Raw genomic sequence first — 16,642 nt, 5'->3', positions numbered from 1 at the left:
GCGTCACCGAAGTGCCAGGCTCGGCTATCATGTCGGCCTTTCGGTAAATCCCCGGCCGCGCGCCTGTTGCGCGATGGGCTGGCGAGACGACCTGGCATGGCAAGGGATGGGAATGACGGTAGCAGCAGCGGTATCACAGGCGGACCTGGCAAATCGTCCGCAGTTTGGCTGGATCAATGTATTAAAGGGGGGCGCGGCGCAGTTGATCGTGTTGCACCATCTGGCGTTTTATGGCCCCATGTCCGATTACGTGCAGCCCCTGTGGCCTGCGCTGCTGGACTGGCTGGGCGGCAGCGCACGCATCGCCGTGCAAGTGTTTCTCGTCATCGGCGGCTTCCTGGTCGCCAAATCCCTCTCGCCCACCGGCCGCCCCGGCATCGCTGCCCCGCTGCAAGCTGTCTGGCGCCGCTATGCCAAGCTGGCGCCGCCTTTCCTGGCCGCTACCTTGCTGGCGGCCGTCATCACGCCCGTGGCCGGTATCTGGATGATGCACGATTCCATGTCGGCCGCCGTCACCCTGGGCCAGCTGAGCGCCCATGCCTTGCTGCTGCACGGGGTGCTGGGCTACGAATCGCTGTCGGCCGGCGCCTGGTACGTGGCCATCGATTTCCAGCTGTACATGTTGACGGTATCGCTGCTGTGGCTGGGTGGCCGCCTGGCGGGCCAGCGGCGCGGGCACTGGCTGATGCCGCTGGCCGTCACCATGGGTATCGCTTTTTCCCTGCTGTATTTCAATCTCGACTCCGGCTGGGACAATTGGGCGCCGTATTTCTTCGGCAGCTATGGCCTGGGCATGCTGGCCTGGTGGGCCGGCGACCCCAGGCGCAAGCCCGCCGCCATGGCCCTGCTCATGACTATGGCGGCCGTGCCCGTCCTGCTGGCCCTGGCCATCGATTACCGCAGCCGCATCGCCCTGGCCCTGGTCGTCGCCTGCGCGCTGTGCCTGTTCGGCCGCGCCCGCACCCCGTCCCAGGGCGGTGCCTGGAACATCATCAATGCGCTGGGCCGCATCTCGTACGCCGTCTTCCTCGTCCACTTCCCCGTCAGCCTGCTGGTGAATGCCTTGTTTACGTCCTATGTTCCATTGGAACCCGCCTGGCAGGCGCTGGGCATGCTGACGGCCTGGGGCGCCAGCCTGGCGGCAGGCGCCGCGTTTCACCGCTGGGTGGAGGTGCCGCTGGGGCGGGTGATGGGCGGTGTGCTCGCGCATCTGGCGGGCAGGCCGGTGTTGGCGTCGCGTTAAAAGCTGGCATCCCGCCTGACAAGGGCAGGGGATTGTTGCACAGGGATATAGTTGCCGTGTATGCATGACGGCAAGAATTTCTATCGCGTTTGCGTCAACGCGATATACGACGACATAGTTTGGATGGGCAAGCAGTTCACGCGTGCCAACAACTCTGCCAGTTCGATATAGGTGGGGATGAAGCGGAAGTTGTGAAATGGCGCTGTCGATGTCGTTGTAAAGCTGAAGTGCCGCTGCCTGGTTGCGCTGCGCGATGTAGGTGAGGATCGCGGTCAGATCTTCCTGTGCTTCAGTCTTCCATAGAATCGGCAGCATGGTCATCAGGCAGGGTTGCGACGATCTTCCTCAGTTGCGCCATGACCGCCTCATGTGGACGGGCAGGGCGGTCATCATTTAGTGATGTCGATACTTTTGCGCGAAACCAGCGGTCATAGGTTTCGGCTGCTTCCGTCGTCTCAAATTCGGACGTTGTCGAGGATGGGGTGCCGTTCATGATTGTCTGATTATACGACAGTCTGGCAGGGGTGTATCGCGGGTAGCAGGGTGTTTGATTTGTGTCAGCGATGGCATGCCGTGCAAGCGATACCGCTGAAAACAAAAAAGCCAACCGCGAACGGTTGGCTTCTTCGTAGTATTTGGTAGGCCGTGCGGGATTCGAACCTGCGACCAACGGATTAAAAGTCCGCTGCTCTACCAGCTGAGCTAACGACCCAAAAACTTTTTACAACAACTTCGGTAACACTGTGCCGTAAAAAAATGCTTGCTATAACAACTCGCAAGCAGATCAGTACTGCGTATTCGTGGTAGGCCGTGCGGGATTCGAACCTGCGACCAACGGATTAAAAGTCCGCTGCTCTACCAGCTGAGCTAACGACCCGAAGAAGAAAGATTATAGGGGGTGCCCGGGATTCTGTCAAACCTAACGGGCAACTTTTTCCCCGGTTTTACTTTTTGCCGGCCCGTTCCTTGGCCGTCTGGGCCGCGCTGGAGTCCGGGTAGCGCGAGATCAGGGCGTTCAGGGTCTTGGTGGCGTTTGCCTTGTCTTTCAGCTCCGTGTAGCAGCTGGCGATGTTGAGCATGGCGTCGGCCGCCTTCGGGCTGTCCGGATAGTTCTTCAGCACTGCCTGTTGGGCCGTGATGGCGCTCTTGCAGTCGCGCTGGGCGTAATAGGCGTTGCCCAGCCAGTATTGCGCGTTGGCCGCGTAGGCCGATTCCGGATAGCGTTTCACGAAGGCATCCAGTGCCGTGACGGCGCCCTTGTAGTCGCCCGACTTGAATTGGCCAAACGCCGTTTCATACGCGCTTTGCTCGGATACGCCCACGGCCGCTTCCTGGCCGTCGATGGTGACCTGGCGCGGCTCGAGCTTGCGCAGACGCGCATCGATATCGGTGTAGAAATCCTTCTGGCGCTTTTGCGTGTTTGCCAGGTCATTGCCCAGTACTTCGATCTGGCCGCGCAGGCGGGCGATCTCCTGCATGGTCTGGTCGTGCTGGTTGAGCAGGCTCAAGGTGCTGGTCTTGTCCGCCTTGGCGTCGATGCGGCTGTTCAGGTCGCGCGCCATTGCGTCGACCTTGGCGCGCAGCTCCAGGATGGCCTTGCGCGCTTCGTCGTCGTCGAACAGGGCGGCGTTGGCGTGCAGGGGCAGGTAGGCAAACGCGGCCATCAAGGCGGCGGCAACGCCGGCTTTCGAGAATGTCATCATGGGTCGGGCTTTCAAAGGTTACGCAAACATGCAAACGGGGCGCCGGGCGGTGAATCACCGCGCTGCGCCCCATTATTATGCCTATGACTGGCCAGTTAGGTAAGCGTCAATGCTGCGGCGCTTACCTGTAAACATCAATAAACGATGTCAGCGCGGCGGTTTTCAGCCCATGCTGCTTCGTTGCTGCCTTGTGCTTTAGGCTTTTCTTTGCCCAGCGACACGGCTTCCATTTGGCCTTCTGGCACGCCCAGGGCAGCCATCGACTTGCGCACTGCTTCAGCACGTTTCTGGCCCAGGGCCAGGTTGTACTCGGCGCCGCCGCGTTCATCGGTGTTACCTTGGATCAGGATCTTGCGAGCTGGGGTTTTTACCAGGTAAGCAGCGTGGTTTTGCACGACTGGGGTGTCCGCTTCGCGCACGACGTATTTGTCGAAGTCGAAGTAGATGCTGCGGTTAGCCAGCACGCCTTTTGGATCGTCCAGAGGATCGACCGATGCGGTCGTCACTGGCTGAACTTGACGGGTGTCAACTGGTGCTGGAGCTGCTTTTTCAGGAGCGCGCTCAACCACTGGGGTTTCTGCTACTTTAACTGGGGTGCTGCAGGCGGACAGCAGGGCTGCGGTAGCGGCGATGAAAGCCAAACTTTTAAAGTTACTCATTTTTATTCTCCGGGTCATGGTTAAAGGTGAAACTGTACAGCATTTACTTCATAAAAGGACCCCAGGTGGGCTCCTTGATATTGCCAGCTTGCGTAGTCAAACGCTGTTTGACGCGGCCATCCACCGATACCACTGCCAGCGACTTGCGTCGTCCGGATTCGGTCGCGTACATGATATATTTCCCGTTGGGCGAAAAGCTCGGTGATTCGTCGTTGGCGGTGTCCGACAGGCGCAGTTCCTGGCCACTAGCCAGGTCGAGCGCGTAGAGCTGGAAATTGCCGTCGCGACGGGAAATATAAGCGAGTGTCTTCCCGTCGGACGAAATCCGCGGGCTGATGTTGTAGGGGCCGCCAAACGTCACGCGCTTGGCTTCGCCGCCGTTGACCGACATGCGGTAGATTTGTGGTCCGCCGCTGCGATCGCTGGTGAAGTAAATGCTCTGGCCATCGGCCGAGAATTGGGGTTCCGTATCGATGCCGCTGCTGCTGCTGACGCGGCGCAAGCCGCTGCCGTCGGCATTGACGGTGTAGACCTGGGTATGGCCATCGCGCGACAGGGCCACGGCCAGGCGCGAACCGTCCGGGCTCCAGCTCGGTGCCGAGTTGCTGCCTTTTTCATTCGACACGATGGTGCGCTGGCGCGTCACCAGGTTTTGCACGTAGACGATGGGCTTTTTCTTTTCAAACGACACATACGCGACCTTGGTGCCGTCCGGCGACCACGACGGCGAAATGATGGGCTCGTTCGAGCGCAGGGCGACCTGGATGCCTTCGCCGTCGGCGTCGGCCACTTCCAGGCGGTATTCGCGGCCCGATTGCGTGACGTAGGCGATGCGCGTGGCGAACGCGCCCTTGACGCCCGTCAGCTTCTCATAGATGTCATCGGCGATTTTATGCGCGAGCAGGCGGTTGAACTGGGGCGCGGCCGCATTGTTCATGCTGGAGATCTGCGCACCCTTGATGGTGTCGAACAGCTTGTAGCGCACGTCCAGGCGGCCATCGGCCATGCTTTGCACGGTGCCGGCCGCCAGCGCATCGGCGCCGCGCGACTTCCACTGCTCGTAGCTGACGGGCGCCGTTTCCGACACGGGCGCATCGGCGTCGATCAGCTTGAACACGCCGCTGCGGGCCAGGTCGGCCTTGATGATGCCCGACAGCGATTGCGGCGCCGCCGATTCATTGACAAAGCTGGCGACAGCCACCGGGATCTGGTTGCTGCCGATCCCCGTAATCTCCACGCGCAGCTGCGCCTGGGCGCCTGACGCTCCCAGCATCAGGCCGGCGCAGAGCACGACATAGCTCATTTTTTTCATGGTCATCATTTAGGCAAATCCTTCATCTCGAATATGAGTTCAATCTCGCGTTCCACGGTGCCGTCTTTTTTCTTCGGCAGTGGCGACGATTTATTAATGGCGTTTTCCACCGAGCTGTCATACGCCGGCAGGCCGCTACTTTTAATCTTTCGGACCGAAATAATTTCCCCAGTTGGCAGTTGCTCGATCTTGAACACGGCGCGCGGGTTGCCCGGCACGTCCGTGCTACCGCTGTACGCGATATTGCTCTTGATCTTGCTCGTCAGGGCAGCGACATAGCCGCTGTCCTTGCGTGGCGCGGTCGCTTTCGCGGCCGTGCCCGTCGTGCCGGCGCCCGCCGCGCCCGTGATGCGGCTCATTTCCGCGTCACGCGCCTTGTCGGCGGCTTTCTTTTCTTCCGCCGCTTTTTTCGCCTTGGCCGCTTTTTCCGCTGCCGCTTTTTTATCGGACAGTTCTTTCTCGGCTTTTTCTTCCGCCGCTTTTTCTTTCTCTTTGGCCAGCTTGGCTTTCTCCAGCTTGTCGGCCTTTTCTTTTTCCAGCTTTTCAGCCTTGTCTTTTTCTTTCTGCTTCTGTTTTTCCAGTTCGCGCTTTTCTTCCTCGCGTTCCTTCAATTCCTGCTTGCGGCGTTCTTCCGCTGCCGCCTTGTCTTTTTCTTCCTTCAGCTTGGCTTTCTTGCGTTCCAGGGCGATCTCCGCCTCGCGCAGGTCGACCTTCGGCTCGGGCGCGGCCACGGGCGGCGGTGGCGGCGGGGCCGGCTGTTCCACTTGCGGTTCCGGCGGCGGAGTTGGTGTCGGCTCCGGTGCCGTCGCCACCTCGGGCGGCGGCGCGGCCGTCTGCACCTGCATGTCCCATACTTCCGCTTCGACGGCCACAGGTTCCGTATTTTGCCAGTGTACGCCTACCCACAGGAAAAACAGCAGGCCAAGGTGCATCGCCAGCGCCAGGCCCAGCGAGGGCCAGCGGCTGCGTTCGCGCGGCACGCTGTAGGGCTTGCCGAGTACATGGTCGATTTGTTTGGTCTGCAAAGTCTAGTCTATCTAAAAACGGTCAAGTCTGGAAACAGGATGCTGCGCTTACTTGGTGGCCAGGCCGACGCGGGTAATGCCCATCTTTTTCGCTTCCGAAATGAGCTGGATCACATCGTCGTACTTGCTTTCCTTGTCGCCCGCGATCATCACGGGATACTCGGGATTGGTTTCGTGCAAGCCGCGCAGCTTGCGCAGCAGGGCGTCGCGGTTCGGTTCCGTTTCCGGCGCCTGCTGCTCCTTGCCGATCAGGCCGATCGACAGCGAGCCATTCGGCTTGAGCACGATCTGGATATAGTCATCGGGCGGTTTCGCCGACTTTTCCGCGTTGGGCAGGTTCACCACGCTGGGATTGTTCGACGACGGCATCACCATGAAAATGATCAGCAGCACCAGCATCACGTCGATATACGGCACGACGTTGATCTCGGACTTGAATTTGCGGCCACGGCCGCCCCGCATGCCGCCGCTATTGAATGAGGAACCCATGGACCTTGCTCCCTCTTAGCGCGACTGGCGCTGCAGGATGTTGGAGAATTCCTCGACGAAGCTCTCGAAGCGGATCGCCAGGCGGTCGATGTCGTGCGAAAAACGGTTGTAGGCGACGACGGCGGGAATCGCCGCGAACAGGCCGATGGCGGTGGCGATCAGCGCTTCGGCAATGCCGGGCGCGACGGCGGCCAGGGTGGCTTGCTGCACGTTGGCCAGGCCGCGGAACGCGTTCATGATGCCCCACACGGTACCGAGCAGGCCGATATAGGGCGAGACGGAGCCGACGGAGGCGAGGAAGGCCAGGTGCGATTCGAGCACGTCCATTTCACGCTGGAAGGCGGCGCGCATGGCGCGGCGGGCACCGTCGAGCACGGCGCCGACGTCCAGCGCTTCGCGCGAACCGTACGATGCCTTGCCCTTGATGAATTCGCCCATGCCGGCATCGAAGATGCGGGCCAGCGCGCCGCTCTGGTCGCGGTTGCCGCTGGCGCTTTGGTGCAGCGCATGCAGGTTGCCGCCGGCCCAGAAGCTGCGTTCGAATTCGATGGTCTGCTTGCGCGCCTGGCGCACGGCAAACATCTTGCGGAAAATGTAGGTCCAGCTGGTCAGGGAAATCAGCAGCAGCAGGGCCATGATCAGTTGCACGATCAAATGGGCATTGGAGATGAGCGCGAGGAAAGAAAGATCTTGTGTAACGTTCATTGGCTGGCAGTCTGTTGGGTGAATTGTCCGGAGGTGGCGGGTAGGGCTCAGGCGGCGCGCATGCGGGCCGCTACTGCATCAGGCACGGCGCGCGGGCGCAATGCCGAGTCGACGCAGCCGATCTTGACGCGGGCCGTGTTCAGCAGGCGGTCGCCGCACCAGGCTTGTTGCAGGAAAACGATGGAGGCGCGCCCCATTTTTTCTATGCTTAATGTTAATCTTACCGTGTCATCGAGCCTGGCTGGCGCATGATAGTCGGCGTTGACGCTTTTGACAACGAACATCGCGTCGTGCTGTTCCAGCAATTCCTGCTGGCCCACATCGATGGCGCGCAGCCATTCGGTGCGCGCGCGTTCGAAGAATTTCAGGTAGTTCGCGTAATACACGATGCCGCCGGCGTCGGTGTCTTCATAGTAGACACGTACGTTCCAGGTAAAGACTGAAGGCATGTTTATTGCGCCAGTAGTGAGATTGAGCAACATTTTACGCGATTTTTCTTCTTGTGACTGTGGGCGCTTGCTGGAAAGCCATGCAAAAGCAGCATATAAGTTGCACCGCAGCATTGTAAATCCGGGGTGCACAATGGCAAGCCTCGTAACATACGCTTACATGCCGCGGCCAGGTTTAAGTTCAGCTTAAGAGCGGCAGCCACGCCCGGGGCGGCCTGCGGCCATGCCCGGGCTGCTGCGGCGCGCGGCGATTATAGCGGCACCGCTGCATTCCTTGCTCAATTTGGGCACTTAACTTACAATTTGACTTCCATTACGTCTCACGTGACTGGCGAAAAGTCGGCGATCTGCCTGAATGGCGATCGGCAAACCGGCGAAAGGTGGGCATCCACCGGGAAACGTGAGATTTTTCATCAGCCGTTCGCCTGGGTAGCCACTATGGAAAAGCACGAAGAGGCTGCCTGTCCAATGTTGTTATTCACTTAACGCCGGCTCCCCTCATTCGATCCAACCTGCCAGTACAAGCACCCTCATACTTGGAGTTTTTACATGTTTGCAAAAGATCACAACCTCGCCAACGTCGACCCTGAACTGTTCGCCGTCATTCAAAAAGAAAACGTGCGCCAGCACGATCACATCGAGTTGATCGCGTCGGAAAACTATACGTCGCCAGCCGTAATGGAAGCGCAAGGCTCGCAACTGACGAACAAGTACGCCGAAGGCTATCCAGGCAAGCGCTACTACGGCGGCTGCGAATACGTGGACGTGGCCGAGCAACTGGCCATCGACCGCGTCAAGCAGCTGTTCGGCGCCGAATGCGCGAACGTGCAGCCGAACTCCGGCTCGCAGGCAAACCAGGGCGTGTTCTTTGCCATGCTGAAACCAGGCGACCTGATCATGGGTATGTCGCTGGCCGAAGGCGGCCACCTGACCCACGGCATGCCGCTGAACATGTCCGGCAAGTGGTTCGACGTGGTGTCGTACGGCTTGACGGCGGAAGAAGACATCGACTACGAGGCGATGGAACGCCTGGCCCGTGAACGCAAGCCCAAGCTGATCATCGCCGGCGCGTCCGCATTCTCGAAAAAGATCGACTTCGAACGCTTCAGCAAGATTGCCAAGGAAGTGGGCGCCTACTTCATGGTCGACATGGCCCACTACGCCGGCCTGATCGCCGCCGGCCTGTACCCGAACCCGGTGCCGTTCGCCGACTTCGTCACCTCGACCACGCACAAATCGCTGCGCGGCCCCCGCGGCGGCATCATCCTGATGAAGGCCGAACACGAAAAAGCCATCAACTCGGCCATCTTCCCCGGCATCCAGGGCGGCCCGCTGATGCACGTGATCGCCGGCAAGGCCGTCGCCTTCAAGGAAGCGCTGAGCCCTGAATTCGTCGAATACCAGAAGCAAGTGATCAAGAACGCCGACGTGCTGGCAAAAACCCTGATCAAGCGCGGCCTGCGCATCGTCTCTGGCGGCACCGAATCGCACGTCATGCTGGTCGACCTGCGCGCAAAGAACCTGACGGGCAAGGAAGCCGAAGCCATCCTCGGTTCCGCGCACATCACCTGCAACAAGAACGGCATCCCGAACGACCCGCAAAAACCGTTCGTCACCTCGGGCATCCGCCTGGGCAGCCCGGCCATGACGACGCGCGGTTTCAAGGAAGCGCAAGCGGAAGAAGTGGGCAACCTGATCGCCGACGTGCTGGACAATCCGCATGACGCCGCCACCATCGAGCGCGTGAAAGCGGCCGTGAAAGTGCTGGCCGACGCGCACCCTGTGTACGCTGCATAATTATTTGTCCAGAATGTGTCATACGGAGTAAGATTCTGTCTGACACATTCCAGTCGTGCCCCAGGGCGCCCGGAGTGATTCGGGCGCCCTTTCATTTAAGGGCGGCGATTTCCCGTAATTATTACTATAAAGTTGTATCCAGCCCATGAAATGTCCATTTTGCCAGCACGGCGATACCCAGGTTCTCGATACGCGCGTATCGGAGGAAGGGGATGCCATACGGCGCCGCCGCCGTTGCGGCAAATGCGACAAGCGCTTCACCACGTATGAGCGCATTGAACTTATCATGCCGGCCGTCGTCAAAAAGAATGGCAGCCGGACGGAGTTCGCTGCGGATAAGTTGCGCGGCAGTTTGATGCTGGCCTTGCGCAAGCGCCCCGTCGCGGCCGCCTCCGTGGATACGGCCATCGCATCCATCCAGGAAAAACTGCTGACCAGCGGCTTGCGCGAAGTCGATTCCGGCTATATCGGCGAACTGGTCATGCAGGAACTCAAGCGCCTGGACAAGATCGCCTATATCCGTTTCGCTTCCGTGTACAAAAATTTCGAAGACCTGGCCGAGTTCCAGGATGCGATTGCCGAGGTGGGGCAGGCCCGCAGCAAGCCCTGACGCTTGCTCGAAGCTTCTTGTTCGACGACGGGGCCGATCGCGCGCCCCGTTTCCACCACGCCAGCGCCCGCCTGGCAAGCGGCCTGATCAATCCGGGCGCGGTCTCTCTCCTCACTTTTCCCTATTTTGCAGCGACGTTTGCGCTGTCTCATGCCCGAGTTTTTGCACGCGCCTATCTTGTAGCTGGGCCGGGCGTTTGCGCGGTTCCGGTCCGGGTTTGACTCTGTCAGCAGGAGAAGCTCATGCACAGCGGCACGCGTGGTCCCATGGATGGCAGCAGCCTCGTCGAGGTGCTGGTATCGCTGCTGCTGTTGGCGTTGGGTCTGCTGGGGGCCAGCATCCTGCAATTGAATGCCTTGCGCGCGCGCCATGAATCGGCATTGTTGTCGGCGGGCGTGCAGCTGGCCGCCGGCATGGCCGAGCGCATGCGCGCGAACAGCGTGCTCATGTATGGCCCCGATGGGGGCAATCCCTACCTGAACGTGGCCTACGCGGCGGCGGACGGCGCCGACGCTGGCGGCGCGCCGGACTGCTTTGGCGCCGCCGCCTGCAGCGGGGCCGACCTGGCGCAATTCGATATCGCCGAATGGAAACAGCAACTGCAAGCGGCCTTGCCCGGCGCGCGCCTGCGTATCTGCCGCGATGCCCCTGCGTGGGATGCCGCCGCCCAGGGCTTGCACTGGGAATGCAGCGGCGGCAAGGGCGCGCCCATCGTCATCAAGCTGGGCTGGCGCGGCCGCCTACCCGATGGATCGCCCGCCGTGAATGGGGCGGGCGAGTCGCTGCCCAGGCTGGCATTCCAGCTGGGGGGAGGGGGCGCATGAACGGCGTGCACGGCATGCAAGCTGACAGGTGCCGGCATCGCGGCATGAGCCTGGTCGAATTGCTGGTGGCCCTGTCGCTGGGCGCGCTGCTGATGCTGGCCGCCAGCGCCATGCTGTTGGCGGCCAGCGGCAGCTATGGCGACCAGTCCGCCAGTGCGCGCCTGGACGACAATGGCCGCTATGCGCTCGATGCCATCGCCCGCGCCGTGCGCCAGACGGCGTACGTGAATTGGGACAGCAGCGCCGCGCCCGTCGCCCATGCCGCGCACGACAGCGCCAATGTCGCGGGGCTCGATGCGCATAGCCTGGGCAAGAACAGCGAAGGCATCAGCGGCGCGTTGCCCGATGCCGTGCATGGCAGCGATGTGCTGGCCCTGCGCTATTACGGCGCCGGCAAGGAAGAGGGCGGCGACGGTTCCGTGCTCAATTGCGCCGGCTTCGGCGTGGGCGCCGCGCAAACGGAGGCGCAGCGGGGCTGGAGCATTTTCTATGTGGCCCAGGGCGCCGATGGCGAGGGCGAGCTGCGCTGCAAATACCGTGGCGCGAACGGCTGGGGCGCGGACGCCGTGATCCGTGGCGTCGACGGTTTCCAGGTGCTGTACGGCCTCGACACGGATACGCCGCCCGACGGCGTGGCGAACCGTTATGTCAACGCCAGCGCGCTCGACGCCTACGATGCGGCGCTGGTGCTGGCCGGCGCGGATGCGGCAGCACGCCAGCGCGATTTTCACCGCCGCACGCACTGGAAGCGCGTGGCCAGCGTGCGCGTGGCGCTGCTGCTGCATGGCGAGGCGGGCCAGGTGGACAAGCTGGCGGAAATGGGGCCGGCGCAGTTCGACCTGTTCGGCCCGGCGTATGCGGAGGCGCACGGCGCCGACGACACGGGTGTGCGCATCGCGCGCGCGGCCTTGCCCGCCGCGACGAGTTCCCGGCTGCGGCAACTGGTGCAGATGAGCATCGTGCTGCGCAACGGGCCGGCCTAGGCGGGCGGCGTGATGGCTGGCGCGGGCGTCCGTGGTTGCCTGCCCGGCTGCGCTGCTGGTGTGAGGAGGCGGGGCGCGACCCTCGTGTATGTGCTGTGCCTGTTGGTGATCATTTTGCTGCTGGGCATATCTGCAGCGCAGATGGCCTTGCAGGGCGAAAAGGCGGCGCGCGGCGAGCGCGACCGGCAGATCGCGTTTCAAGCGGCGGAGGAGGCATTGGTGGATGCGCAAAACGATATCGAAGGCTTGCCCGGCGTGCCGGGACGCAGCAGCCTCTTCGCGCCGGACAGCGCGGCTGGCTTTGCGGATGGCTGCGGCGAGGGAGGCGCACTGGGTTTGTGCTTGCCCGCACCGCCGGATGCGCCGGCGCTCTGGCTGAGCATGGACCTCGATGGCGCCGAAGGGGCAAGTGCCAGCCGCACCGTGCCGTATGGCCAGTTTACGGGCGCGATCATGCAGAAGGGGCAGGGTTTCCTGCCGTCGCGCCTGCCCCGCTACCTTATCGAATTGCTGCCGTTTCACCCGCCCGGTGCCCAGGCGGCGGCCGTGGCCGGCAGCTTGGCCACGGAAAGCTATGTGTACCGCATCACGGCCATCGGTTTTGGCGCGCAGGAAAGTACGCAAGTCGTGCTGCAAAGTTACTACCGCAAGCAGGCGGCCGGAGCGGGGCCATGAGGGCTTTGTCGTCCACTATATGGTCCGCTATATGGCCTGCCGCATGGTGCGCAGCTTTGTGGTCCGCTTTGTCGTCCGCCTGGCGGCGCGCCGGCCGCGTCTCGCTGTTGCTGATGCTGCTGGCCGGTTTGGCCAGCCTCACTTGCGGTGGCGCCATTGCCGCCGCCGCTCCCCCGGTGGTGCTGGCGCGAGCCGACGCGGGCTTGCACGGCGCCAGGGTGCCGCCGAATCTGCTGCTCAACCTGTCCCTCACGCATGCGGCCGCCGCTGCCGCATATGGCGGCGAGTATGCGCCGCAGCGCGAGTACCTCGGTTACTTCCATGCGCGCATGTGCTACAGCTATCCGTATCGCAGCAAGGATGGCGTCATGCTGCCGGACTTGCGCGTAGCGACCGCTTACTTCTCCGTGCTGAAGCCGGCCGATGCGTTGCACGGTTGCGGCGGCGACAGTTTTAGCGGCAACTTTCTCAACTGGGCCGGCGCCAGCATGCTTGACATCGTCCGTTACGCCCTGACGGGCGGCGACCGCGTCATCGACGAAGTGCGCAAGACGGTGCTGCAGCGCGCCTACCTGCCCGATGCCGATGGTCCCGTCGACTTCTTTGCCCATCCCGTTTTTTTTCCGCGCAAGGTCTTGCAGACAGGCGTGTCGGCGGCGACGCCGTTTTCGCTGGCGCAACTGGCCATTGTTTCCTGTCGTAATCGTTTGCTGTTCGGCGATGCCAGCGTCAGCCAGCCTGCGGGCGGCTCGTGCGATGTCCCGGGCTTTGCTGCCACGCACGGCGTGTTTCTCGCGCGCGTGCGCGTATGCGACGCTGTCGAAGGGCCGCTGCGCGACGACTTGTGCCTGGCGTATGGCAAGAACTACAAGCCCGTGGGCGCCGTGCAGCGCCATGGGGGCAGGGGGCGCGTGGGCGTGTTTGGCCACTTGAACGACGTGTCCGTCAGCGCCGGTGCCGTGTATGGCGGCGTGCTGCGCGCGCCGCTGGCCCATGTGGGCAGGCAGCGCTGGGCGGCGCCCGATTTTTTGCCGGAAGATAATCCCGACGCCGAGTGGAATCCTGCCACCGGCGTGTATATGGCCCAAGCGGCATCCCACCTTGAGGCCCAGGGCACGGGCCCCGGTGGCGGGGTGACCGCTTACATCAATGGCCTGGGCCGCAGCAGTGCCGGGCATCCGGGCGCGTACGCGGGGGCGGCGCCGCTGGCCGAATTGCTGTACGAATCGCTGCGCTACCTGCAGGGCAGGCAGGCGAGTGTCCTGGTACCGCCCGCCACGGCCCCGCCTGCCAACGATGGCGGCTTGCCGGTCGTGACTCCATGGAACGACCCGCAGACGGCCAGCTGCCAGCGCCACGTGGTCGTCAGCCTCGGTGATGGGGGCATGGCGGGCGACCGTTACGTGCCAGGCAATGTTCCAGTTACTCCCGCCGCGCCCGGCGACCACGCGCGTGCCGCGGATGGCTTTGCGCCGCCCCCGTTCGATGCGATGGCCTGGACGCATGCGGTGGGCACCTTGGAAAGCGCCGCCGCGCAGGGCAATCCCGCGCCACGGCCCGAACTGGCGGCACTGGAACTGCTGGCCGACGGCGCGGGCGGCGCCAGCTACCATGCGGCGGGCCTGGCCTACTGGTCGCATGTGCAGGCGCTGCGTCCTGGCGGCAAGAAAGACGGCCTGGCGCACGTCGAACACTATGCGGGCGACTTGCGCCAGGGCGATCCGGCGGCCGTGCCCGCTGCTACTCCCTTGTTGCTGGCGGCAAAATATGGCGGTTTTCTCGATGCGAACGGCGACGCCAACCCCTACAAGAGCACGACGGGCAGCGCGCTGGAAGAGTGGAGCCTGGACGGCCGCTGGCCCGCCCACTACCTGCCCGGCAGCGATCCGGCCGCCCTGATCGGGGGATTGCGCGCAGCGTTTTCGGCCGCCGACAAGGGCAGCTTGCCCGCGACGCTCGCGGGGCCGGCGCTGATGGCGCTGGCCAGCGGCACGGAAGACGCATACTGGTTTCGCACGCAGATGCGCCTGGCCGATGGCGCCATGACCTTGTCGCGCAGCGCCTTTGCCGTGGGCGCCGATGGCGCGCTGCTTCCCGGCAAGCCATTGTGGATTGCAGGCGGACAGGATAAACCCGTGCCGGATGGTGCGTCCGCATCCTTGCGCCCCGTCTACACGCTCGACGCCCAAGGCAGCCTGATGCAACTGGCATGGCAGCGGCTCGATGCGGCGCAGCGCGGCGCATTCGACGGCGGCGATGGCCAGGGCGAGGCGCGCCTGGCATATCTGCTGGGCGAGCACACGCACGAGGTGGGCCAGCCAGGGGGATTCCTGCGGCGCCGTTCGGGCAGCCTGGGCGCCGCGCCGCATGGCAATTTGCTGTACGTGGGCGCACCAAGGCTGGGCATGCCGGGCGCCGGCTATGGCTTGCACCGCAAGTTGCTGCTGCAGCGGCGCAAAATGCTGTACCTGGGCGCCAACGATGGCTTGCTGCATGCGGTCGATGCGCGCACGGGCAGCGAATTGTTTGCCTATCTGCCGCAAGCGCTGCTGCATGCCGCGGCCGCCGCTGCGAGCACTCACTACAGTCCCGGACCGCTACTCGACGGCGCCGCGGCCACGGCGGAAGTGCTGGCGCTGGGACGCTGGAAGACGGTGCTGGCGTCCGGCATGGGCGGCGGGGCGCAGGGCATATTTGCGCTCGACATCACGGACCCGGCGCGCTTTGCGCAAGACGGGGCGCTGTGGGAATTCACGGACCGCGACGATAAGCTGATCGGCAACGTGCGCGCGCCGCCTGCCTTTGCCCGCATCAATATGGGCGGCAAGGACGGGGCGGTGGTCTACCGCGATTTTGCCGTCGTTGCCAGCGGCTACAACAACCATGTGGACGACGGCAAGGACACGACGGCGCCCGCTTCCGCCGCCGCCATCTTCCTGCTGGCGCTGGACAAGGCGCCCGGCACGCCGTGGGTGTTGGGAAGTAATTACTTCCGGCTCAAGGTGCCCGTGGCCAGCGGCGACGACGGGAGCCAGGGCGGCGCTGCGGGTGCGGATGGCGGCGCCAGCGCAGGCGCCGTGTCCCACGCGCTGGGACCGCCCGCCGTGGTGCCGGGCAGCGATGGTGCGCTGGCCCATGTGTATGCGGGCGATTTGCAGGGCAATATCTGGCGCCTGGATATGACCGGCGGGCCGCCGTGGAAAGATGGCCAGGGACGCAAGCTCGTGTTTGTTGCGCGCGATGCGCAGGGCAGGCGCCAGCCCGTGACGCAGCAGCTGACAGTGGCGTATGCGCCCGATGGCGGTTATCTGCTGCTGTTCGGCACAGGTAAACTGGTCGAAGGGGCCGATACCTGGCCTTCCGCCTTCCTGTCGCAGTCGTTCTATGCCGTGCACGACGATCTGCGGGAGTCGTCGCCCACGCGCAGCCGCGCCGACCTGGAGCAGCGCAGCCTGGGCGAGGCGGTGGATGGCGTGCGTGTCGATGGCGCCGAGCTGCGCTATACGGGCAGCGACGCCATGCGCGGCTGGTATCTCGATTTCATGAACACTGCGCAGACGGGCGAACGCAGCATCAGCAGTCCCGTGCTGGCTGCCGGCAAGGTGCTGTTCAACACCGCCCTGCCGGGGCGCGATCCCTGCGCCAGGCCCGCCACGCGCCTGTACGTGCTCGATGTGCTGAGCGGCTTTGCCGCCGATGGCGCCGGTGTCGTGCAGGCGGGCGCGCAGACGGGGCGTCTGTTCGATGGCTTGGCGCGGGCGCCGCCGCTGGCGTTGGAGTTGAACAGCACGGTGGGCGCCGTGACGGCGGCAGGGCGGGCCGAGGGGCGCAAGGAACTGGCCGTGCTGCAACCTGGCCTGCCCGCTGCGGCCAGCGGGGCCGGGATCAAGGTTGTCAGCGCGCCGTTGCCGGCCCGTCGCCTCAGCTGGCGTGAAGTGGCGAACTGGCGCGAATTGCACGAGGCGGCCAAGAAGAAATAGGCGTGGCCAGGCGGGCGCCTTGAACGCCGGCATATTGCAAGCTGACCAGGCGCAGGCCAGGAATGAGCCGGCCTGTCGGATCGACGGGCACCTTTTGCGAAGGGGCAGGCATGGGGGCGGTGGCAACGCGGAACGTGTCTGCTGCAGGCGATGCAGGCGATGGAGGTGACGTCGGCGCAGGTGGTCGC

At 63.5% G+C, this 16,642-nt stretch carries 15 protein-coding genes, 2 tRNA genes, 1 pseudogene and 1 riboswitch; of the genes and pseudogenes, 7 read left to right on the top strand and 11 right to left on the bottom strand.

Annotation, left to right across the window (positions count from 1 at the left end):
- Positions 1-112 precede the first annotated feature (112 nt).
- Positions 113-1,243: an acyltransferase family protein gene (locus VPH41_RS19345; RefSeq protein WP_328571172.1), complete on the top strand. Its 1,131-nt coding sequence runs from the start codon at positions 113-115 to the stop codon at positions 1,241-1,243.
- 105 nt (positions 1,244-1,348) lie between these two features.
- On the opposite strand, the pseudogene VPH41_RS19340 reads toward VPH41_RS19345, so the two are convergent.
- From VPH41_RS19340 to ybgC, 11 genes and pseudogenes are all read right to left on the bottom strand, one after another.
- Positions 1,349-1,558: pseudogene (locus tag VPH41_RS19340) on the bottom strand (type II toxin-antitoxin system RelE/ParE family toxin); the annotation flags it as partial.
- Entirely contained in the window at positions 1,533-1,736 is a 204-nt protein-coding gene (gene relB, locus VPH41_RS19335) for a type II toxin-antitoxin system RelB family antitoxin (RefSeq protein ID WP_328571171.1), read from the bottom strand. The gene relB and the pseudogene VPH41_RS19340, both read right to left, overlap by 26 nt.
- Positions 1,737-1,879: 143 nt before the next feature.
- Positions 1,880-1,955 (bottom strand) — tRNA-Lys (locus VPH41_RS19330).
- Between the two features lie 89 nt (positions 1,956-2,044).
- Positions 2,045-2,120: transfer RNA gene (locus VPH41_RS19325), tRNA-Lys, on the bottom strand.
- Positions 2,121-2,187: 67 nt separating this feature from the next.
- Positions 2,188-2,946 (bottom strand): tol-pal system protein YbgF, encoded by a 759-nt coding sequence (ybgF, locus tag VPH41_RS19320; RefSeq protein WP_152258017.1) that lies wholly within the window; start codon positions 2,944-2,946, stop codon positions 2,188-2,190.
- A gap of 134 nt (positions 2,947-3,080) precedes the next feature.
- Positions 3,081-3,605 carry a peptidoglycan-associated lipoprotein Pal gene (pal, locus tag VPH41_RS19315; protein WP_152258016.1) on the bottom strand — a complete coding sequence of 175 codons (525 nt, stop codon included), beginning with the start codon at positions 3,603-3,605 and terminating at the stop codon, positions 3,081-3,083.
- Between the two features lie 43 nt (positions 3,606-3,648).
- A complete protein-coding gene (gene tolB / locus VPH41_RS19310; RefSeq protein WP_442906297.1) occupies positions 3,649-4,917 on the bottom strand; it encodes a Tol-Pal system beta propeller repeat protein TolB in 1,269 nt (422 codons plus the stop codon).
- A 5-nt stretch (positions 4,918-4,922) separates the two neighbouring features.
- On the bottom strand, positions 4,923-5,942 hold the full coding sequence (gene tolA, locus VPH41_RS19305; protein WP_287779142.1) for a cell envelope integrity protein TolA: 1,020 nt from the start codon (positions 5,940-5,942) through the stop codon (positions 4,923-4,925).
- A gap of 48 nt (positions 5,943-5,990) precedes the next feature.
- Positions 5,991-6,431, bottom strand: coding sequence for an ExbD/TolR family protein (locus VPH41_RS19300; RefSeq protein WP_226939111.1), 441 nt, complete (start codon positions 6,429-6,431; stop codon positions 5,991-5,993).
- Between the two features lie 15 nt (positions 6,432-6,446).
- Positions 6,447-7,136, bottom strand: a complete 690-nt coding sequence (gene tolQ, locus VPH41_RS19295; protein ID WP_071078726.1) for a protein TolQ — start codon at positions 7,134-7,136, stop codon at positions 6,447-6,449.
- Positions 7,137-7,183: 47 nt separating this feature from the next.
- Positions 7,184-7,585 (bottom strand): tol-pal system-associated acyl-CoA thioesterase, encoded by a 402-nt coding sequence (gene ybgC / locus VPH41_RS19290; protein ID WP_046682324.1) that lies wholly within the window; start codon positions 7,583-7,585, stop codon positions 7,184-7,186.
- A gap of 314 nt (positions 7,586-7,899) precedes the next feature.
- Positions 7,900-8,023: riboswitch (ZMP/ZTP riboswitch) on the top strand.
- 111 nt (positions 8,024-8,134) lie between these two features.
- Here ybgC and glyA point away from each other — a divergent pair.
- The 6 genes from glyA to VPH41_RS19260 all read left to right on the top strand — a co-directional run bounded on the left by glyA (position 8,135) and on the right by VPH41_RS19260 (position 16,454).
- A complete protein-coding gene (gene glyA, locus VPH41_RS19285; RefSeq protein ID WP_086146070.1) occupies positions 8,135-9,382 on the top strand; it encodes a serine hydroxymethyltransferase in 1,248 nt (415 codons plus the stop codon).
- A gap of 145 nt (positions 9,383-9,527) precedes the next feature.
- A complete protein-coding gene (gene nrdR / locus VPH41_RS19280) occupies positions 9,528-9,992 on the top strand; it encodes a transcriptional regulator NrdR (RefSeq protein ID WP_071078724.1) in 465 nt (154 codons plus the stop codon).
- Between the two features lie 242 nt (positions 9,993-10,234).
- The gene (pilV, locus tag VPH41_RS19275) at positions 10,235-10,816 is read left to right on the top strand and encodes a type IV pilus modification protein PilV (protein WP_328571170.1); all 582 of its coding nucleotides are present in this window, start codon (positions 10,235-10,237) and stop codon (positions 10,814-10,816) included.
- Positions 10,813-11,799 (top strand): PilW family protein, encoded by a 987-nt coding sequence (locus tag VPH41_RS19270; RefSeq protein WP_328571169.1) that lies wholly within the window; start codon positions 10,813-10,815, stop codon positions 11,797-11,799. Before pilV ends, VPH41_RS19270 begins: the two co-directional genes overlap by 4 nt.
- 12 nt (positions 11,800-11,811) lie before the next feature.
- Positions 11,812-12,474, top strand: coding sequence for a pilus assembly PilX family protein (locus VPH41_RS19265; RefSeq protein WP_328571168.1), 663 nt, complete (start codon positions 11,812-11,814; stop codon positions 12,472-12,474).
- A gap of 56 nt (positions 12,475-12,530) precedes the next feature.
- Complete coding sequence (locus VPH41_RS19260) at positions 12,531-16,454, top strand: PilC/PilY family type IV pilus protein (RefSeq protein WP_328571167.1); 3,924 nt, start codon at positions 12,531-12,533, stop codon at positions 16,452-16,454.
- The last annotated feature ends 188 nt before the right edge of the window (positions 16,455-16,642 follow it).

The organism is Janthinobacterium sp. P210006, assembly GCF_036231885.1.
In the GTDB taxonomy this organism is placed as follows: domain Bacteria; phylum Pseudomonadota; class Gammaproteobacteria; order Burkholderiales; family Burkholderiaceae_D; genus Janthinobacterium; species Janthinobacterium violaceinigrum.
The sequence above is the reverse complement of the archived record's forward strand: the minus strand, read 5'-3'. Positions and strand labels throughout refer to the sequence as shown.

What these genes read in the sequence shown, in the direction of transcription:
- VPH41_RS19345 (WP_328571172.1), top strand. Translation starts at nt 113, where the DNA reads ATGACGGTAGCAGCAGCGGTATCACAGGCGGACCTGGCAAATCGTCCG.
- relB (WP_328571171.1), bottom strand. Translation starts at nt 1,736, where the DNA reads ATGAACGGCACCCCATCCTCGACAACGTCCGAATTTGAGACGACGGAA.
- ybgF (WP_152258017.1), bottom strand. Translation starts at nt 2,946, where the DNA reads ATGATGACATTCTCGAAAGCCGGCGTTGCCGCCGCCTTGATGGCCGCG.
- pal (WP_152258016.1), bottom strand. Translation starts at nt 3,605, where the DNA reads ATGAGTAACTTTAAAAGTTTGGCTTTCATCGCCGCTACCGCAGCCCTG.
- tolB (WP_442906297.1), bottom strand. Translation starts at nt 4,917, where the DNA reads ATGAAAAAAATGAGCTATGTCGTGCTCTGCGCCGGCCTGATGCTGGGA.
- VPH41_RS19300 (WP_226939111.1), bottom strand. Translation starts at nt 6,431, where the DNA reads ATGGGTTCCTCATTCAATAGCGGCGGCATGCGGGGCGGCCGTGGCCGC.
- tolQ (WP_071078726.1), bottom strand. Translation starts at nt 7,136, where the DNA reads ATGAACGTTACACAAGATCTTTCTTTCCTCGCGCTCATCTCCAATGCC.
- ybgC (WP_046682324.1), bottom strand. Translation starts at nt 7,585, where the DNA reads ATGCCTTCAGTCTTTACCTGGAACGTACGTGTCTACTATGAAGACACC.
- glyA (WP_086146070.1), top strand. Translation starts at nt 8,135, where the DNA reads ATGTTTGCAAAAGATCACAACCTCGCCAACGTCGACCCTGAACTGTTC.
- nrdR (WP_071078724.1), top strand. Translation starts at nt 9,528, where the DNA reads ATGAAATGTCCATTTTGCCAGCACGGCGATACCCAGGTTCTCGATACG.
- pilV (WP_328571170.1), top strand. Translation starts at nt 10,235, where the DNA reads ATGCACAGCGGCACGCGTGGTCCCATGGATGGCAGCAGCCTCGTCGAG.
- VPH41_RS19270 (WP_328571169.1), top strand. Translation starts at nt 10,813, where the DNA reads ATGAACGGCGTGCACGGCATGCAAGCTGACAGGTGCCGGCATCGCGGC.
- VPH41_RS19265 (WP_328571168.1), top strand. Translation starts at nt 11,812, where the DNA reads ATGGCTGGCGCGGGCGTCCGTGGTTGCCTGCCCGGCTGCGCTGCTGGT.